Source organism: Polaribacter ponticola (assembly GCF_026191475.2).
In the GTDB taxonomy this organism is placed as follows: domain Bacteria; phylum Bacteroidota; class Bacteroidia; order Flavobacteriales; family Flavobacteriaceae; genus Polaribacter; species Polaribacter ponticola.
Map to the genome: position 1 here is coordinate 73,912 of NZ_JAOSLC020000004.1, position 18,187 is coordinate 92,098.

The following is an 18,187-nucleotide window of genomic DNA, read 5'->3' on the forward strand; positions in this document are numbered from 1 at the left end:
AATTTTTTTACTATTTCTAAAAAATATTTTAAACCAAATTTTAAGCATAATTATTCGAATTTTAAATATTTAATTAAACTAATTTTTGTTGCTTTATATGCTTTTAAGCCTACAACAGAAAAAACTAAAACAATTAAAATAATTGGTGTAATTAAATACGGAAGTAGTGGCATGTCTATTCTATAAACAAAATTCTCTAACCAATTTTGCATAAAATAATACGCTATAGGTATTAGTATTACTGATGATATAATTACAACTTTTAAAAAGCTTTGTAATAACTGAATCATAATTTCTTTAACTGAAGCTCCTAAGGTTTTACGAATTGCAACTTCTTTTAATCGTTGTTGAATTGTTAAGGTTGCTAAAGCAAATAAACCTAATAGTGAAATTAAAATAACAAGTAGAGATAATATTAAAAATAGCGTTTGTTGCTTTTGATACTTTTTATAAGTTTTTGCAAATTTTTTATCTAAAAACTCATAGGAAAATGGATATTTTGCATCTACGTTTTGTTTCCAAAAACTTTCTATTTCTGCAATAGTTTTATCTATATTATTTGGTTTTACTTTAAATTGAATTGCAGGAATCCAACTATGTGTAAAAGACATTCCTTCCCATAAAACCATAAACATTGGTGATATTTTAGAATCAAAACCATCAAAATGATAATCTTGAATCATACCTACTACTTCAAAATTATTAGCTGCATCCTCATCTTCTAACCAACCTAAACTTAATTTTTCACCTAAAGGCTTATTGTAAATTCCTAATTCTTTAGCTGCAGTTTCATTTATTATAATTTTAGTATCACTATCCGAAGTAATTTCTTTAGAAAAATTTCTTCCTTTTAATAGTTTAATTCTTGCAAAATCTATATAATTATAATCTACAACATTAGAGGCTGAATTAAAACTTTTGTCATTTATTTTGTGCTTTAAACCAGTACCATTTACAAAACCTTCTCCAGGTACAAACATACTTGAAGTAACATCAATAATGTTTTCTTTTTTAGACAAAACTTCTTTTGCCAATTTGTATTTTTTATACTTATTTGGCATGCTATATACATCAACAGAAAGCACTTGTTCTTTATCAAAACCTAAGTCTTTTTCCATCATATAGTTAATTTGATTTCCTACAATTAACATACTGATAATAAAGAATCCAGAAATTAAAAACTGTAAGCCTAACATGATGTTTCTTGCTATATTTCCTTTTTTACTTTTAGAAACACTTCCTTTTAAAACTTCTATTTCTTTAAAGTTTGATAAATAAATAGCAGGAATACTTCCTACTAAAAATGATACAAAAATTGCTGTAAAAAATAATGTTATTAATGAATTTGAATGCAATATTGAAATCTCCGTTTCTACAAACTCATTAAAAAATGGCAATGCTAATTCTACAATTACTAATGCAAAAACAAATGATACAAACCCTTGTAAAACAATTTCAGAAATATATTGCATCAATAATTGCTTTTTAGGCAAACCAAGTGTTTTCTTTACGCCTACTTCTTTAGCTCTTTGAGTTCCTGTAGCAACAGATAAATTAATAAAATTTACACAAGAAATAACAATAAGAAGAATAGATAAACCTAATAAAACCATTAATAATTGATAATTACCTGTTCCGCTTGGTCCAGCTCTTTTTGCTGTATTATGTAAGTACAATGTATCTAACTTATCTAAAAGAACTGTAGGAATTCCATATTTCTCATCAAATTCTTCAATAGTCATTCCGTTGGCTTCAACATTAGGTCTATAAGCTTTTTCAATAATAACTTGATTCATTTTTTGCTTTAGATTTTCTAAATCAGTTCCATCTGTTATTCTTAAGAAAACTTCATTATTATGATTTCCCCAATTTACTTCAAAAGCTTCATCAAATTGTATTAATAAGTCTGGTTCTTGATGCGAGTTTTTTGGAATTTTATACACACAACTCACAATATAATTCTCTCCATCAATTTTCACAGTATTTCCAACAGCTTTATTATCTTTAAAAATGCGTTCTGCATATTCTTTAGACAAAGCAATATTTGTTCTTGTCTCTGCAAATTTTTGTGTAGATCCTTCTATAATTTTAAAAGGAAAAAAATCAAAGAATTGTGGTTCTGTAAATATAGTTTTATCATTAAATTCAAACGCATCTTTACACTGAATTACCTTACTTCTATAAAATGGTTTTACCATTAAAGCTTCAGTAACCTCAGGCAATTCTTTTGGATATGTTAAATACATTCCTGCATTTACTGTAAACCAAACCTCACTATTTTTAGCTTGTTTTAAATTTACTCTATAAACATCATTTTTATTAGGATTCCATTGATTATAACTTTTTTCTTCGTTTAGATATAATAAAACAATTAATAAACCAGCCAAACCTAATGTTAAACCGCTGATATTTATTAGCGAATTGAGCCAATTCTTTTTACTGTTTCTAAAAAATATTTTAAACCAAACTTGTAACATCTATTTAATCTTTATGCTCTCCGCTATTAGCTTTAAGCTTTAATATTCTCTTTTTAACTAAAACTGTTACTACTATTTCACTAAAACATCTACTTTATGTTCATTTTCTTTTTCTGAAATAACCTCACCATCTTTTAGTGTAATTACTCTAGATGAAAATTGCGCATCGTATGAGGAATGAGTAACCATAACAATGGTAGCACCATTTGCATGTAATTCTGTTAATAACTCCATAACATCATTTCCACTTTTACTATCTAAATTACCTGTTGGTTCATCTGCTAAAATTAATTTTGGGTTTGTTACCAAAGCTCTTGCAACTGCAACCCTTTGTTGCTGACCACCAGACAATTGTAAAGGAAAATGTTTAGCTCTGTGTGCTATACCTATTCTTTCTAAAATTTCATTTACTTTAATTTTTCGAACGGATGCTTTTACTTTATTATATATTAAAGGCAATTCTACATTTTCATACACCGTTAATTCATCAATTAAATTAAAGTTTTGAAAAACAAAACCAATATTTGCTTTACGCAAACTAGCACGTTCTTTTTCGTTAAATTTTGCAACTTCTGTTTCATCAAAAACATAACTTCCTTCATTTGGTGCATCTAACAAGCCAATAATGTTTAATAATGTAGATTTTCCGCAACCAGAAGCTCCCATAATAGAAACAAATTCTCCTTTTTTAACTTCTAAACTTAATTTGTTTAATGCTGTAGTTTCTACTTCTTCTGTTCTGTAAACTTTTACTAAATCTGTTATTTTTATCATTTTGTATGTTTTTTTAATTGTTTTATTTAATAGTTCTCAACTACGCTCGAACTGACATTAATTTTGCTACTTTACCACTTTGTGACTTTACTACTTTTTAAACTCTAATTTATATTTACTTCTTCAACCGTTTTATAATCGTCATAGCTTGAAGTTATAATTTTATCTCCTTCTTGTAATCCTTCTGTAACTTCGTAATAAAACGGATTTTCTCTACCTATTTTTATATTCCTTTTTACCGCTTTATTATCAGAATTTAAAACAAAAATCCATTTACCGTTTGTACTTTGATAAAACAATCCTTTAGGTAATAACAAAGCTTTTTGTTTGCCAGATAAAAACATTTTCGTTTTTAAAGACATTCCTCTTTTTACAGCTGATGAAAGAGAATCTTGCTCAAAAATTAATTCTAATTTAAATTGACCATTTACAATTTCTGGAAATACTTTAGACAACTTAATTTTATAGTTTTTAGCATTTAAAGAAACAGTACCAGAAATTCCTTCTCTTAATTTAGAAATATAATATTCATCTACATTTGCTACTAATTTATATCCGTCTAAAACATCCATTTTACCAATAGGTTGCCCTTGGTTATAGCTTTCTCCTAAGATAGGATTGAATGACGACAACATACCACTCACAGGAGCTTTAACGGTGAAATTTTCTTTATTTTTTCGTAGCAATTGCAAACTTTTCTCCATGTTTGAAAGAGAAGAATCTATACTAGATAATTGCAAATCTCTACTCTTTTTTTCTTCAGATACACTTTTTTTAATAACACCACTTCTTTCTTTTTGAAACTTATATTCTTGTGCAGTAATTTGATAATCGTTTCTTGCAACAACTTCTTTTTTATATAAAGTAGAGTCTAAAAGATATTGTCTTTTTGCATTTCTAAAATCATTATCAATACTTAATAACTGTTGATCTAAACTCAATTGCTGATTCTTAATACTTACACGCAAGTTTCTAAGATTATTAATTTGTTCAATCATTGCTGTTTCTTGTGTTAAATAATTTAGTTCAGCATTTGGATTGTACACTTTTAAAAGCGGTGTTCCTTTTTTAATAATTTGTCCGCTTTCCACAAAAATCTCAGAAACAGAACCACCTTGAATAACATTTACTAAAACAGAAGTTTTGGGTTCAACTGTACTATTAAAAAGTACTACATCTTCAAAATCTCCTTTTATCACTTCTCGAATGCTAATTGAATCCTTTTTAAGGTTTACTTGTTTTTTTCTTGTTGCATTCATCAATACTACAGCAATAAGTAAAAATGACGGTATTACCCATATCAGCATTTTTTTTGTCTTTCTGTTTTTTGGTTTTATTTGCTTATCCATTTGGTTTCTTTTCGTTTGGCATAGTTAAAGCCATAAATGTGCCATCAAAAACATAAACCTCAAACATCTAATAATCAATAAATTAACATTTAACTAAACTATAAAAGTGTTCATAAATGAACATTTACTTGTTCATATCCAAACAAATAACTAATTATGTACTATGAGAAAAAAGGAAGCAACCATATTAATTGTAGATGATGATGATGATATTCTATTTTCAGCTAGAATAAGTTTAAAGAAATATTTTTCTGAAATTATTACGGAGAATAATCCAAAGAAAATAAGTAATCATATAACAATTTCTACCGTAGATGTTGTTCTGTTAGACATGAATTACCGTATAGGTTTTGAGGATGGTAAAGAAGGTTTATATTGGTTAAAACACATAAAAGAAATAAGCCCAGAAACTACGGTAATATTAATGACTGCTTTTGGTAACGTTAATTTAGCTGTTGATGCTATTAAAAAAGGCGCTACCGATTTTATTTTAAAACCATGGAAAACAGAAAAACTTTATGGTGTTGTAAATGCTGGGTTAGAATTGTCTCGTTCAAAACGAAAAAACACACAATTACAAACAGTACAAAAACAGCAAGACAAAGACTTTCATCAACAAACAGAACATATTATTGGGTTTTCTCCAGCGATGCAAACTGCTGTTAAGTTGGTTAAAAAAGTAGCTCCAACAGATGCTAACATTTTAATTTTAGGGGAAAACGGAACGGGCAAATTTGTATTTGCTAAAGAAATTCATTTATTATCTCAGCGAAAGAATCATCCTTTTATACATGTAGATTTAGGCTCTTTAAATGAAAATTTATTTGAAAGCGAATTATTTGGCTACGCAAAAGGTGCTTTTACCGATGCTCACAAAGACACTCTTGGTAGGTTTGAATTAGCAAAAGGTGGTACTATATTTTTAGATGAAATAGGAAACTTACCATTACATTTACAGTCAAAATTACTAACCGTAATTCAAAATAGAAAAGTTACACGGTTAGGTGAAGGAAAAGAAAGAGATTTAGATGTTAGAATTATTTGTGCTACAAACGCTCCTATTCATAAAATGGTAGATGAGCAAACGTTTAGACAAGATTTACTTTTTAGAATAAATACTATTGAACTAAACTTACCACCACTTAGACAAAGAGTTGAAGATATAGAATTGTTAGCAAATCATTTTCTTAAAAAATTAAATCAGAAATACAGAAAAAAATAAATGGCTTTGGCAAAGATGCCATTAAAGCTCTAAATAATTATAACTGGCCTGGTAACATAAGAGAAATTGAACATATAGTAGAAAGAGCTGTAATTATTACAGACAACGAAAAAATACTAACTGAAGATCTACATTTTTCTAATAAGAAAACTTCAGTAAATTTAGAAAAAGTATTAAATTTAGAAGAAACTGAAAAATTATTAATTAAGCAAGCTATAGAAAAACACCAAGGTAATATTTCTAGAGCTGCAAAAGATTTAGGATTAACTAGAGCTGCATTGTATAGAAGGTTAGAAAAGCATCAATTATAGTATGGGAAAACCACAATATTTTCAAATTAATTTAAGAATTTTATTAATTATAATAAATGGAATTATCATTTTTATCAGTTATAAAAACTCTTATATAATTAATACCATAGGTTTTTTTATATTACTTCTTTTCCAAATTTTTATTTTTATTGACTTTCTTAAAAAGTTATTTAATGATATTGAAAAATCTATGGATTGTTTGTTATTCGATGATTATTCTAATACTATCTCTTCTAAAAAACGAAAAAATCCGCTGCATAATAAAACGGCTTTGCTTTTAGAAAAGCATCGAAAACAAAGTATTCGAAAAAACTCTGAACAACTAATTTTTACTAATATTATAGAAAGTTTAGCAATTGGTATTTTAATTTTAAGAAAAAATGAAAATCAAAAAATTGAAATTTTCCAAATAAATAATGCTTTTACACATTTTTTAAAAATCCCTAAATTTTACAACTGGAATTTATTAAATAAAAAAATTGGAAAATTAAATGATATAATATCTGAATGGGAAGAAAACAAACTCACAATTTCATTAACTATTAATGAAGAAAAGGAAGAGTTCTTTTTAAAAACATCATTAACTAAAACAAATGAATACAGCTACTTAATTGTAAGTTTAGAAACCATTCAGCAATTAATAGATAAAAAAGAAAAAGAAGCTTGGTTTAAATTAATGAATGTAATGTCTCATGAAATTATTAACACAATTACACCAATTAGTAGTTTAGCAGAAAACTTAGATTCTTTAATTCAAGAAGAGAATACAGATGAAGAAACTTTAGATGAATTATCTCAAGGTTTAAAAATTATTAAACGTAGATCTCACCATTTAACTTCTTTTGTAGATACATATAGAAGACTTGCAGAATTACCTTTACCTCAAAAAAAGAAGAAGACTTAACTATAATTATTAAAAACACAATATTACTTTTTGAACAAGAACTTACTCAAAAAAATATTAAAACAAATTTCTTAATCGAAGATTCTTTTAAAATTAATGTAGATAAAAAACAGATTGAACAGATAATTATAAATTTAATCTCAAATTGTATTTATGCAATTCAAAACGAAATAGATCCATTAATAAAAATAAACATTACTCAAGATAAACAAAGAACACATTTATCAATTACAGATAATGGAATTGGAATTTCTAAGAAAATAAAAGACAATGTTTTTATACCATATTTTACAACTAGAAAAGACGGCTCTGGTATAGGTTTAACTCTTTCTAAAAGTATTATAGAAGCTCATAATGGTACTATTCAATTTATTTCTAAAAAAGGAGAAACTACATTTACTTTAACATTTATAAACTAAAGTGTCACAAATTAAATACTAATATGTCATTAATATAGATACATTAAAAACCTATAAAATGAAACATACATTTAAAATCTTCTTAAGTTTATTTTTAATCTCAACTTTTACATTTGCTCAAAAAACTATTGAAGCTTCTGATATTATGAGTGATATTAAAAATGGTAAATCAATTTCTTATAAAAACGCAATAATTGTTGGAGTTTTAGACTTTACTTTTATGGAGAAAGCATTAGAAAAACTCCCAAAGAAAAAGAAAAGTAGTTGGTGGAGTAATGGTAACTCTTCTAACACAATAGAAAAATTAATTGAAGTACAAATTTCTTTTATTAATTGTACTTTTAAAGATGATGTTTTAGCCTACATACCAGATGAAGATTCTGGCTATACATTTACAGCAAGCTTTGAAGATATTGCAATATTTAAAAATTGTAATTTTAAAGGAAAATCTATGTTTAAATACTCTCATTTTGAATTAGATGCAGATTTTTCTAATTCTACTTTTGATGATGATACAACTTTTAAATATGCAAAGTTTGACAAAAAAATTAGTTTTTCTAAAACAAAATTTACAGAATCTGCTACTTTTAAATATGCTAAATTCATTAAAAATGTAAGTTTTTCTGATGCTGTTTTTGAAGATTCTGCTACTTTTAAATATGCAAAATTTAACAATGGTGTTTCATTTAAAAACACAAACTTCGAAGAGGATTTAAATATAAAATATATGAATGTTAATGGAGACTTTAATGTAACAAACATGAAAGTTGGTTATAATATAGATTCTAAATACACTAAAATTAATGGTAAAAGTTTTAGCAAACATTTATTAAATTAGAAACATGTATTAATACGTGTTTCTAATATTTTAATAAAAATTATTTTGCAATCTAATTAGTGCTTTTAGATTTGAGATTCTTCTTCTCAAAAAAAACTAGTTTCTTTATTTAAAAGAAGCTAGTTTTTTTGAATTAATAATACTACATGTAATACTATTTTAACCTTAAAAAACTTTTTTAGTAACTTGTCAGAAAATAAATCTCTTTTTATGTCTGATTCAATTTCTAGAATTTTTGATTTTGCATATTATCAATTAGAAAATTTTCCTCAAGAAAAATGTTTTAACTATAAAGAAGAGGAAACATGGAAAAGTATTTCAACTTCGAAATATATTTTAGATGCAAATAAAGTAAGTAACTCTCTACTTTCATTAGGAATAAAACAAAATGATAAGATTGCGGTAATCACCTCAAATAACAACCCTAATTGGCATATTTTAGATACAGGAATATTGCAAATTGGCGCCCAAAACATTCCTCTTTATGCAACACTCTCAGAAAAAGATTATGAGTATATTTTAAATCATTCAGATGCTAAATATTGTTTTGTTTCTGATGAAGAATTATATCAAAAAGTTAAATCAATAGAAAATAAAACTCAACTTAAAAACGTCTTCTCTTTAAAAGAATTAGATACAAATTATGACTGGAATTCATTTTTAAAAATTGGAAAAACAGAAGATCATAATGCCAAAATAGAAACTTTAAAAAAGAATGTAAAACCAGAAGATTTAGCAACAATTATTTATACTTCTGGAACCACAGGAACACCAAAAGGTGTTATGTTAACACATAAAAATATTGTTTCTACTGTTTATAAAACAGCCAATAGAATAAATCTTAAAAGAGATAAAAACAAGATAATTAGCTACTTACCAATATGTCATATATTTGAAAGAAGTGCTTCATATTACAATTTGTTTATGGGTTTTGAAGTTTTTTTGCTGAAAGCTTGGATAAACTTGGTGAAAACATTAAAGAAATTAAACCACACTATTTAGCTGTTGTACCAAGACTATTGGAAAAGATTTTTGATAAAATTGTTGATAAAGGCAGTAATTTAAAAGGATTAAAAAAGAGCCTCTTTTTTTGGGCTTTGTCATTAGGTGAAAAATACGAACCTTATCATAAAAACGGAGCTTGGTATCATTACAAGTTAAATATTGCAAAGAAACTTATATTTAAAAAATGGCAAGAAGCACTCGGAGGAAATATACAATTTATGATTTCTGGGAGCGCCCCACTTCAACAAAGATTAATTAGAGTTTTTACTGCTGCAGGAATTCCCATTTTTGAAGGTTACGGAATGACAGAGTCTTCTCCTGGCGGAACTTTAAATGACCTAAGAGAAAATGGATTAAAAATAGGTACAGTTGGTAAACCTCTTGAAGGTATAGAAATTAAAATTGCCGATGATGGTGAAATTCTAATGAAAGGTGATAATGTGATGCTTGGTTATTACAAGAATGAAGAATTAACAAAAAAAACAATTATTGATGGTTATTTACATACTGGAGATATTGGTGAAATTGATTCTGATAATTTTTTAACAATAACAGACAGAAAAAAAGAAATATTTAAAACTTCTGGTGGAAAATACATTGCTCCTGCTGCTTTGGAAAGTGAACTCAAACAATCTCGTTTTATAGAACAAGTTCTAGTTATTGGAGAAAGCGAAAAAATGCCAGCAGCTATAATTCAACTAAATTTTGCTTTTATAAAAGAATGGGCAGATAGACATAAATATGAAATTCATGATATTACTACCGATAAAAGATTAATTAATAGAATACAAAAAGAGGTCGATTTTTACAATCAAAAATTTGGGAAATGGGAAAAAATAAAGAAATTTGAAATAACAAATGAAGAATGGTCTATAGAAGCAGGGCATTTAACTCCTACTATGAAAATGAAAAGAAAAGTAATTAAAGAAAAATATAAAAACTTATATCAAAAAATATATAATTAGTAAAAAATTACCAATTTATTTTCTATTTGTTAAATCAATGTAAATTTCATACTTTGCAGTTCTACAAAAAAGAAATTTATGGCAATAAAAATTACGCGCACATTTGATTTTCCTTATTATCAATTAGAAAAGTATAATTTAAAGAAATCTTTAAACACTAAATATGATGGTAAATGGGTTTCAACTTCTACTCAAGAATATATAGATAAATCGAATACTTTAAGTAGAGGATTATTAAAATTAGGAGTAAAACCTAATGATAAAATTGCAGTAATTTCTACAACTAATAGAACAGAATGGAATATTTGTGATATTGGAATAGGCCAAGTGGGAGCACAAAACGTTCCTATTTACCCAACCATTTCTAAAGAAGATTATGAATATGTTTTAAACCACTCTGGAGCTACATACTGCTTTGTTTCTGATGCTAGTATTCTAGAAAAACTTAATCAAATTAAAGGTAATACAAGTCTTATAGATATTTTTACTTTCGAAGATCTTGTAAATGAAAAAAATTGGAATGAAGTTTTAGATTTAGGTAAAGATACTTCTAATCAAGCAGAAGTGGAAGCCAGAAAAAATGCCGTTACATCAAATGATTTAGCAACTCTAATTTATACTTCTGGTACAACTGGAAAACCTAAAGGTGTTATGCTTTCTCATGGTAATATTGTTTCTAATGTACTCGCTAGTGAAGACCCTGTTCCTTTAGATTATGGAACCGACAAAGCTCTAAGTTTTTTACCAGTTTGTCATGTCTTTGAAAGAATGATTTTATATTTATACCAACTTTGTGGAACAGAAATATATTTTGCAGAAAGTATAGAAAAACTAACTGAAAACGCACAAGATGTTAAGCCAGATGTAATGACGGCTGTACCTCGTTTATATGAAAAAATCTATGATAAGATTATTCTAAAAGGAGAAGGTTTATCTGGTATAAAAAAGAAATTATTTTTCTGGGCAGTAGATTTAGGTTTAAGGTATAAACCTTATGGTGAAAATGGTTGGTGGTATGAAAAACAATTAGGTTTAGCCAGAAAACTTATTTTTTCTAAATGGCAAGAAGCTTTAGGCGGTAATTTAAAAGTTATGGTTTCTGGAAGCGCTGCGTTACAACCACGGTTAACAAGTATTTTTGCTGCTGCTGGTATGCCAATTATGGAAGGTTATGGTTTAACAGAAACATCACCAGTTACATCTGTTAATTTTGTAGAATATGGCGGACAAAGAGGTTTTAGAATAGGAACTGTTGGGAAAGTTATTAAAGATGTGGAAGTTAAAATTGCCGAAAATGGAGAGATTTTAATTAAAGGACCAAATGTTATGCAAGGGTATTATAAAGATCCTGTTAAAACTGCAGAAGTTTTAATAGACGGATACTTTCATTCTGGAGATAAAGGAGAAATTGATAAAGATGGGTTTTTAAAAATAACTGGTAGAACTAAAGAAATGTTTAAAACTTCTGGAGGTAAATATGTGATACCACCATTATTAGAAGGAGAGTTAAAGCAGTCTTTATTTATAGAACAAGTAATGGTTGTAGGTGAAAATGAAAAAATGCCAGCTGCTATTATTCAACCAAATTTTGAATATTTAAAAGATTGGGCAGAAGAAAATAATATTTCTTTTTCTAATAATGAAGAATTAATAGCAAATGAAAAAGTCTTAGAAGAAATTACTAAAGCAGTTAAAACTTGTAATAATAGTTTTGGTAAATGGGAACAAATAAAAGTGTTTAGACTTACTCCTGACGAATGGACATTAGATGCTGGCCATTTAACACCAACAATGAAAATGAAACGCTCAGTTATAAAAGAAATTTATAAAGATTTATATAATAGTATTTATAATTAAATAAAAGCTCTCATTTAAATGAGAGTTTTTTTATATAACCAATTTTACATTAGCATGATTGAACTTGTTTATTATTCTATCTCAAACAACGAGATTAATACAAATGTTATTAATAATATATTAAATACATCTCGTAACTATAATAAAAAGAACAACATTACTGGTTGTTTATTATATCATGATAAAATTTTTCTACAAATATTAGAAGGCGAAAAAGATGAAGTATTAAAATTATATGAAAAGATTAAAAAAGATACTAGACACCAGAATGTAACATTAGTTATTAAAGAAAATATTGTAGAAAGATTATATTCTGATTGGAATATGGCTTATAAAGAATTAAATGACAGTCACTTAAAGGTTAAACAATTTATAAAAAATATTCGTTTTTTTCTGACAATAATGAAAAACAATCTGAGGCAATAGACATTTTTTGGAGAATGGCTAAATTAATTGTTGTAAAATAACTCATTAATAAACAGATAGTTATATCTTATCAAATAAATATTCTATTTACTTTTTAAAATGAATAATAATCTAGAAATTAAAATAATTTCAACTCAAGATACTTTAGAAATTCGTCACAAAGTTATGTGGCCAAACAAACCTGTAAAATACATAGAATTACCAGATGATAATGTTGCTAGACACTTTGGTTTATTTGTAAATGGAGAAATAACTTCTATCATTTCTTTATTTTCTATTGATGGTGTAGTTCAGTTTAGAAAATTCGCTACTTTAAATAAATATCAAGGTTTAGGATTTGGTTCTTTATTATTAAAAAACATAATAAAGCTTTTAGAAAAAGAAAATATAAAGAAATTATGGTGTAACGCACGAGTAGAAAAAAAGAACTTTTACAAAAATTTTAACCTTAAAACTACTAATAAATTGTTTAAAAAAGGGAATATTGAATATGTTGTAATGGAACGTTATTTCATTCAAAAAAATTAAACTCCAAACTGAGTTAAATGATGATCTAAATGCTTGTAAAAAGTATTATTCCATTCCTTCTCTGTTAATTTACCAAAAGAATGAGATTCTTTTCCGTCAAAATAATCTGCACCTAATTCTTGTGTTTTTAAAATAAAACCTATCAAGCGTTGTTTTTCTAATTCGAATTCTCTTTTATTAGAAATAACAAATTGCGGAGCTGTTTTTCCGTTTTTTTATACTCCTTTTCTGACACAACAGCATTCTTCACAAAAAGTTTAAGCATCAATTTAACTAATCCATTAGGTTTTGGGTGTTTATCTGTATAAATCATCTCATAAGTTACAGAACAATGAGCTAACATTTGTGCCACAGACATTTTACCCCAATTTGCTTTAGTTTCTGATGATAAATTGTTTACTCTTCTTATTATTTCTTCTGTAACAGATTTTGTAAAGATGTTTTTCATTATTTTATTTTTTTTATTAATACTATAATATCTGAAATATGTGTATAAATTACTATTGGTACAATAACACCTCCTAATAAAATAAATGGAAAATATGCTATAGCAGTATTTGGCACACTATAACCAAATTTTTTATATAATAGCTCTTGAGACAAGAAACCATTGGTTAAAATAAAAAAATAAATAGTAAACCCAATATATTCCAACCCAATAAAAATTTACTATTTATGCTCTTATATTTCATCCAAAGTAACAGTAAAATTGAAGTTACACCAGGAATTATATCAAAATTCCAACCTTCATAAGTCATTTCCATAGGTAATAACTCTCTAATAGCTAATTGAAATAATAATAGTTCTACAGGAAAACGAACTATATGTACTGCTGTACTCCATTTTAAATTTCTATTCTCATAAAACTTATTTCTAAGTAAATATATTATAAATATTCCTGGAGGAACTATAACTAAAGGAAAAGTAGAGTACTGATCTCCTTCTGTATAATGATATACTCCAAAATAAGCAAGTATAGATATTAAAATAGACCAACCAATAATAATTGGTAAAGTTGATTTTTTAATAGCATTAGACTTCACAAAAGTAAAAACTATATATATTGTAATTATAAAAAAAGAGACGGGAATGTAAAGTGGTAAATCATTAATCATAAAACATGTTTATTATTAACTTCAAAAATACAAACGTCTTTTTACACTTTACTTGTCTTATGACAAGAATGAGAATTAAGAGTGCTTATTTTAAAACTTCTTTTCTTATTCTACTTAAAGAACTATCAGTTATACCTAAAAAAGATGCAATATGTTTTAATGAAGCTTTTTGAAAAATTTCTGGCCTATTAGAAATTAATTCTAGATATCTATCTGAAGCCTTATCCGTTATCATGCTTAACGAACGTTCTTTTAAAATAAAAAAATTACGTACTAAATGAGATCTTCCCCAATCTCTATAAGCTTCATATAAATTATAATGTTCATTAAAAGTTTCTATATCTTTTTGCCAAAGTACACAGTTTTCTGTGGCTTGCAAATACTCTTTAGTAGGTGTTTGCATAAAAAAAGAGTTCTCTTCCAGAATTAAATCATTTTTATCATAAAAATTAGTAGTTACCTCATTTCCCTCGAAATCTATAACAAAAGAACGTATAAACCCACTTATTAAAAAATAATAATTTTTTACTACAGTACCTCCTTTTATTAAAAATTCTCCTTTTTTTAATTCTATTTTTCTGTAGCCATTTAACAGTTTCTCAAGTTCATCTGTAGTTAACCCAATAGCTCCTAACTCATTTTTTAAGATTCTTTTATCATCCATAATTAATGTAAAATCTTAAATAATAATTCTTTTAAAATATCTTTTTGAGTTTGGCTCGCTCCTACTCCTTTACTTTTAACATCTGCTTCTCTTAAAAAGGCAATTACTTGTGCAACTTTACGCATAGGATAATTTCTAGCTGCTAAAAAGTATTCATCAACAAAATAAGGGCTAACACCAATTGATTTTGCAACAGAATTTTTAGATTTATCCTTTAAACCATGAAACATTAAAAGTTGAGTAAAGAAACCATTTAATAAAGAAATTGTCATTACAGTTGGGTTGCTTTTAGGGTTTTCAGAAAAATAATTAATTATTCTATTCGCTTTTAAAAGGTTCTTCTCTCCTACTGCTTTTCGCAATTCAAAATTATTAAAGTCTTTAGAAATACCAATATTATCTTCTATATGTTTATCATTAATTATTGTGTCTTTAGGTAAAATAATCATTAATTTATCTAACTCATTAGATATTTTACTTAAATCCGTCCCTAAAAACTCTACCAACATTTGTGCTGCTTTAGGTTCTATTTGATAATTTTTACCACTTAAAACTCTACGAATCCAATCAGAAACCTTATTTTCATAAAGCTTTTTACTTTCATAAATTAAACCTGTTTTAGCAATTGCTTTGTGTAACTTTTTACGCTTATCTAGTTTTTTATATTTATAATTAATAACAAGAACTGTTGTTGGTTGTGGGTTTTCTGCATAAGACACAAGTTTCTCTATATTTCTACTTAAATCTTGCGCTTCTTTTATAATTAATACTTGCCTTTCTGCCATCATTGGATATCGCTTAGCAGAAGAAACAATGTCTTCAATACTTGCATCTCTACCATACATTATTTGTTGATTAAATCCTTTCTCTGCTTCATCTAAAATAGATGCTTCTATAAAATCTGAAATCTTATCAATATAATAAGGCTCATCACCCATTAAAAAATATATTGGTTTAATATCTCCTTTTTTAATATCAGAAACAATATTCCTTATTTCGTTCATTTATTTTTCTATTATTACAGAATTAATCAATACGTTTTATCTTGTTTTTAAATAAGATATGGTCATATAATTGTGGCATATAAATAGAATTATTATTCTTTTATTAATAAGTATTAAATTAATAATAACCAATTTTTATTTACTTTTGAGTAATGCAAAAATTAAATCTACCAAATTATAATTTCAAACTCAAAAATAAAGAAAATAAGACGCTTATTTTTGATAATTTGAGAAAAAAATATTTGGTTTTAACACCTGAAGAATGGGTAAGACAACATTATGTTTCTTTTTTAATAGAACAAAAGAAATACCCAATTTCTTTAATTGCTTTAGAAAAACAACTTATTATTAACAATAGAAAAAAAGAACAGATATTTTAGTATTTAATTCTGATGGACAGCATGATATTATTATAGAGTGTAAAGCACCTCAAATTAAAATAACACAAGATACTTTTGATCAAATTGCACGTTATAATTTAAAACTTAAAGCTAATTATTTAGTGGTTACCAATGGTTTAGAGCACTATTGTTGTAAAATGGATTTTAAAAATGAAACCTATATTTTTTTAAAAGAAATTCCTAAATATAAATAATAAAACATTACGTTTATTAAGAAAAATTTAGCCAAAAATTAAGTATTAAGCTGTAAATTCGCAACCTTGAAAACAGCAATCGTCATATTAAATTGGAATGGAAAAAAATTGTTAGAACAATTTCTTCCATCTATTGTAAACTTTAGTTCTAAAGAAGCTGAAGTTTACGTTGCAGACAATGCTTCAACAGATACTTCTCTATCTTTTATTAAACAACATTACCCAAGTGTTAAAATTATTACAAACAATGTTAACGGTGGTTATGCTAAAGGATACAATGATGCTTTACTAAATATTGAAGCAGATATTTATTGCTTAATTAATTCTGATGTTGAAGTTACAGATAATTGGCTTAAACCTGTCTTAAATGTATTTAATGATGATGAGAATACTGCAATTATACAACCTAAAATTTTAGATTACAAAGACAAAACTAAGTTTGAATATGCTGGTGCTGGCGGTGGTTTCATAGATTTATTTGGTTACCCATATTGTAGAGGTCGTGTTTTTAATAACTTAGAAATAGATAACAATCAGTTCAACGATACTTCTGACATTTTTTGGGCTTCTGGAGCATGTTTTTTTATACGCTCTGTAGTATTTCATGAACTTAACGGTTTCGATGAGGATTATTTTGCACATCAAGAAGAAATAGATTTATGTTGGAGAACTCAAAACAGAGGTTTTAAAATAAAATATGTTGGAGAATCTAGAGTTTTTCATGTTGGAGGCGCAACCTTACAAGAAACAAACCCACATAAAACTTTTTTAAATTTTAGAAATAGTCTTTTAAATGTTGTTAAAAACGTACCAACAAAATGGTTTTTATTTGTAGTATTTTCTCGTTTAATTTTAGATGGAATAGCCGGCGTTAAGTTTTTTATTGAATTTAGACCAATTCATACTTGGGCAATCGTAAAAGCTCATTTTAGTTTTTATAAAAAATTGCCTACATTTTTAAAAAAGAGAAAAAAGTTAAATAAAAACCCAAACTACAATTTACATACTAGTATTGTTTGGCAATATTTTATTTTAGGTAGAAAAAAATTTGATAATTTAAAATAATCAAATATTGTATTGAACTATAAAATATCTAAACTTCCTTTTCCTTCTCTAATTACTTCTGGAAAACCATCTGTTAAATCTATTATTGTAGAAGCATAATTATCTCCATAACCACCATCTATAACTACATCTACTATACTTTTCCATTTCTCAAAAATTAATTCAGGGTCTGTTGTATATTCCAATACATCATCATCATCTCTTATAGAAGAAGATACAATTGGGTTTCCTAAACTAGATACTAAAGTTCTAGCAATATTATTATCTGGTATTCTAATTCCTACTGTTTTTCTTTTCTTAAAGGCTTTTGGTAAGTTATTACTACCTGGTAAAATAAACGTATATGGTCCAGGTAAAGCTCTTTTTAAGAGTTTAAAAGTAGTAGAATCAATTTGTTTTACATAATCAGATAGGTGACTCAAATCATTACAAACAAAAGAAAATTTAGCTTTATCTAGTTTTATTCCTTTAATCTTAGCTATTTTTTCTAAAGCTTTGGTATTAGTAATATCACAACCTAAACCATAGACTGTATCTGTAGGATAAATAATTAACCCTCCGTTTTTTAAAATCTTTACAATTTTATCTAATTCTCGTTGATTAGGATTATCATTATATAACTTTATAAACTCTGCCATAATATAAAAATACAAAAAAACTCAACCTGAA

Annotated in this window: 18 protein-coding genes and 3 pseudogenes; 11 read left to right on the forward strand and 10 right to left on the reverse strand. The window is 26.5% G+C overall.

The window, feature by feature from the left end; genetic code table 11:
• Positions 1 to 50 precede the first annotated feature (50 nt).
• The 3 genes from N5A56_RS16690 to N5A56_RS16700 form a co-directional block, all read right to left on the reverse strand.
• Entirely contained in the window at positions 51 to 2,477 is a 2,427-nt protein-coding gene (locus N5A56_RS16690) for an ABC transporter permease (protein WP_265724398.1), read from the reverse strand.
• Between the two features lie 72 nt (positions 2,478 to 2,549).
• The gene (locus tag N5A56_RS16695; protein ID WP_265724397.1) at positions 2,550 to 3,251 is read right to left on the reverse strand and encodes an ABC transporter ATP-binding protein; all 702 of its coding nucleotides are present in this window, start codon (positions 3,249 to 3,251) and stop codon (positions 2,550 to 2,552) included.
• Between the two features lie 104 nt (positions 3,252 to 3,355).
• Entirely contained in the window at positions 3,356 to 4,600 is a 1,245-nt protein-coding gene (locus N5A56_RS16700; RefSeq protein ID WP_265724396.1) for an efflux RND transporter periplasmic adaptor subunit, read from the reverse strand.
• Positions 4,601 to 4,763: 163 nt separating this feature from the next.
• Between N5A56_RS16700 and N5A56_RS16705 the strand changes: the two are divergent.
• The 9 genes and pseudogenes from N5A56_RS16705 (at position 4,764) to N5A56_RS16735 (ending at position 13,075) form a co-directional block, all read left to right on the forward strand.
• Positions 4,764 to 6,133 (forward strand): annotated as a pseudogene (locus N5A56_RS16705) (sigma-54-dependent transcriptional regulator).
• Between the two features lies 1 nt (position 6,134).
• Positions 6,135 to 7,037: a hypothetical protein gene (locus N5A56_RS16710; protein ID WP_265724395.1), complete on the forward strand. Its 903-nt coding sequence runs from the start codon at positions 6,135 to 6,137 to the stop codon at positions 7,035 to 7,037.
• A gap of 113 nt (positions 7,038 to 7,150) precedes the next feature.
• Positions 7,151 to 7,456 carry an ATP-binding protein gene (locus N5A56_RS17795; RefSeq protein ID WP_420793216.1) on the forward strand — a complete coding sequence of 102 codons (306 nt, stop codon included), beginning with the start codon at positions 7,151 to 7,153 and terminating at the stop codon, positions 7,454 to 7,456.
• Positions 7,457 to 7,514: 58 nt separating this feature from the next.
• Complete coding sequence (locus N5A56_RS16715) at positions 7,515 to 8,294, forward strand: pentapeptide repeat-containing protein (protein ID WP_265724394.1); 780 nt, start codon at positions 7,515 to 7,517, stop codon at positions 8,292 to 8,294.
• A 210-nt stretch (positions 8,295 to 8,504) separates the two neighbouring features.
• Positions 8,505 to 9,697 (forward strand): annotated as a pseudogene (locus N5A56_RS17590) (AMP-dependent synthetase/ligase); the annotation flags it as partial.
• 45 nt (positions 9,698 to 9,742) lie between these two features.
• Positions 9,743 to 10,264, forward strand: coding sequence for a hypothetical protein (locus tag N5A56_RS17800; protein ID WP_420793217.1), 522 nt, complete (start codon positions 9,743 to 9,745; stop codon positions 10,262 to 10,264).
• A 78-nt stretch (positions 10,265 to 10,342) separates the two neighbouring features.
• A complete protein-coding gene (locus tag N5A56_RS16725; RefSeq protein WP_265724393.1) occupies positions 10,343 to 12,121 on the forward strand; it encodes an AMP-dependent synthetase/ligase in 1,779 nt (592 codons plus the stop codon).
• An 18-nt stretch (positions 12,122 to 12,139) separates the two neighbouring features.
• On the forward strand, positions 12,140 to 12,547 hold the full coding sequence (locus tag N5A56_RS16730; protein ID WP_274270615.1) for a BLUF domain-containing protein: 408 nt from the start codon (positions 12,140 to 12,142) through the stop codon (positions 12,545 to 12,547).
• 99 nt (positions 12,548 to 12,646) lie between these two features.
• Positions 12,647 to 13,075 (forward strand): GNAT family N-acetyltransferase, encoded by a 429-nt coding sequence (locus N5A56_RS16735; protein ID WP_274270616.1) that lies wholly within the window; start codon positions 12,647 to 12,649, stop codon positions 13,073 to 13,075.
• On the opposite strand, the gene N5A56_RS17600 is transcribed toward N5A56_RS16735, so the two are convergent.
• The 6 genes from N5A56_RS17600 to holA all read right to left on the reverse strand — a co-directional run bounded on the left by N5A56_RS17600 (position 13,072) and on the right by holA (position 15,858).
• The gene (locus N5A56_RS17600) at positions 13,072 to 13,221 is read right to left on the reverse strand and encodes a hypothetical protein (protein WP_337994864.1); all 150 of its coding nucleotides are present in this window, start codon (positions 13,219 to 13,221) and stop codon (positions 13,072 to 13,074) included. The genes N5A56_RS16735 and N5A56_RS17600 overlap by 4 nt on opposite strands.
• Positions 13,222 to 13,232: 11 nt before the next feature.
• Positions 13,233 to 13,523 carry a hypothetical protein gene (locus N5A56_RS17605; RefSeq protein WP_337994865.1) on the reverse strand — a complete coding sequence of 97 codons (291 nt, stop codon included), beginning with the start codon at positions 13,521 to 13,523 and terminating at the stop codon, positions 13,233 to 13,235.
• Positions 13,523 to 13,678 (reverse strand): hypothetical protein, encoded by a 156-nt coding sequence (locus tag N5A56_RS16745; RefSeq protein ID WP_265724389.1) that lies wholly within the window; start codon positions 13,676 to 13,678, stop codon positions 13,523 to 13,525. The genes N5A56_RS17605 and N5A56_RS16745 overlap by 1 nt, the downstream gene beginning before the upstream one ends.
• Positions 13,679 to 13,689: 11 nt before the next feature.
• Positions 13,690 to 14,190, reverse strand: coding sequence for a hypothetical protein (locus tag N5A56_RS16750; protein ID WP_274270617.1), 501 nt, complete (start codon positions 14,188 to 14,190; stop codon positions 13,690 to 13,692).
• Between the two features lie 85 nt (positions 14,191 to 14,275).
• Positions 14,276 to 14,854: a Crp/Fnr family transcriptional regulator gene (locus N5A56_RS16755; RefSeq protein ID WP_265724387.1), complete on the reverse strand. Its 579-nt coding sequence runs from the start codon at positions 14,852 to 14,854 to the stop codon at positions 14,276 to 14,278.
• Positions 14,855 to 14,856: 2 nt separating this feature from the next.
• Positions 14,857 to 15,858 carry a DNA polymerase III subunit delta gene (gene holA / locus N5A56_RS16760; RefSeq protein WP_265724386.1) on the reverse strand — a complete coding sequence of 334 codons (1,002 nt, stop codon included), beginning with the start codon at positions 15,856 to 15,858 and terminating at the stop codon, positions 14,857 to 14,859.
• 152 nt (positions 15,859 to 16,010) lie between these two features.
• Between holA and N5A56_RS16765 the strand changes: the two are divergent.
• Together N5A56_RS16765 and N5A56_RS16770 are read left to right on the forward strand one after the other, a co-directional pair.
• Positions 16,011 to 16,453, forward strand: a pseudogene (locus N5A56_RS16765) (type I restriction enzyme HsdR N-terminal domain-containing protein).
• A 66-nt stretch (positions 16,454 to 16,519) separates the two neighbouring features.
• A complete protein-coding gene (locus N5A56_RS16770) occupies positions 16,520 to 17,518 on the forward strand; it encodes a glycosyltransferase family 2 protein (protein WP_265724385.1) in 999 nt (332 codons plus the stop codon).
• A gap of 17 nt (positions 17,519 to 17,535) precedes the next feature.
• On the opposite strand, the gene N5A56_RS16775 is transcribed toward N5A56_RS16770, so the two are convergent.
• The gene (locus N5A56_RS16775; protein ID WP_274270618.1) at positions 17,536 to 18,156 is read right to left on the reverse strand and encodes an L-threonylcarbamoyladenylate synthase; all 621 of its coding nucleotides are present in this window, start codon (positions 18,154 to 18,156) and stop codon (positions 17,536 to 17,538) included.
• Positions 18,157 to 18,187 lie beyond the last annotated feature (31 nt).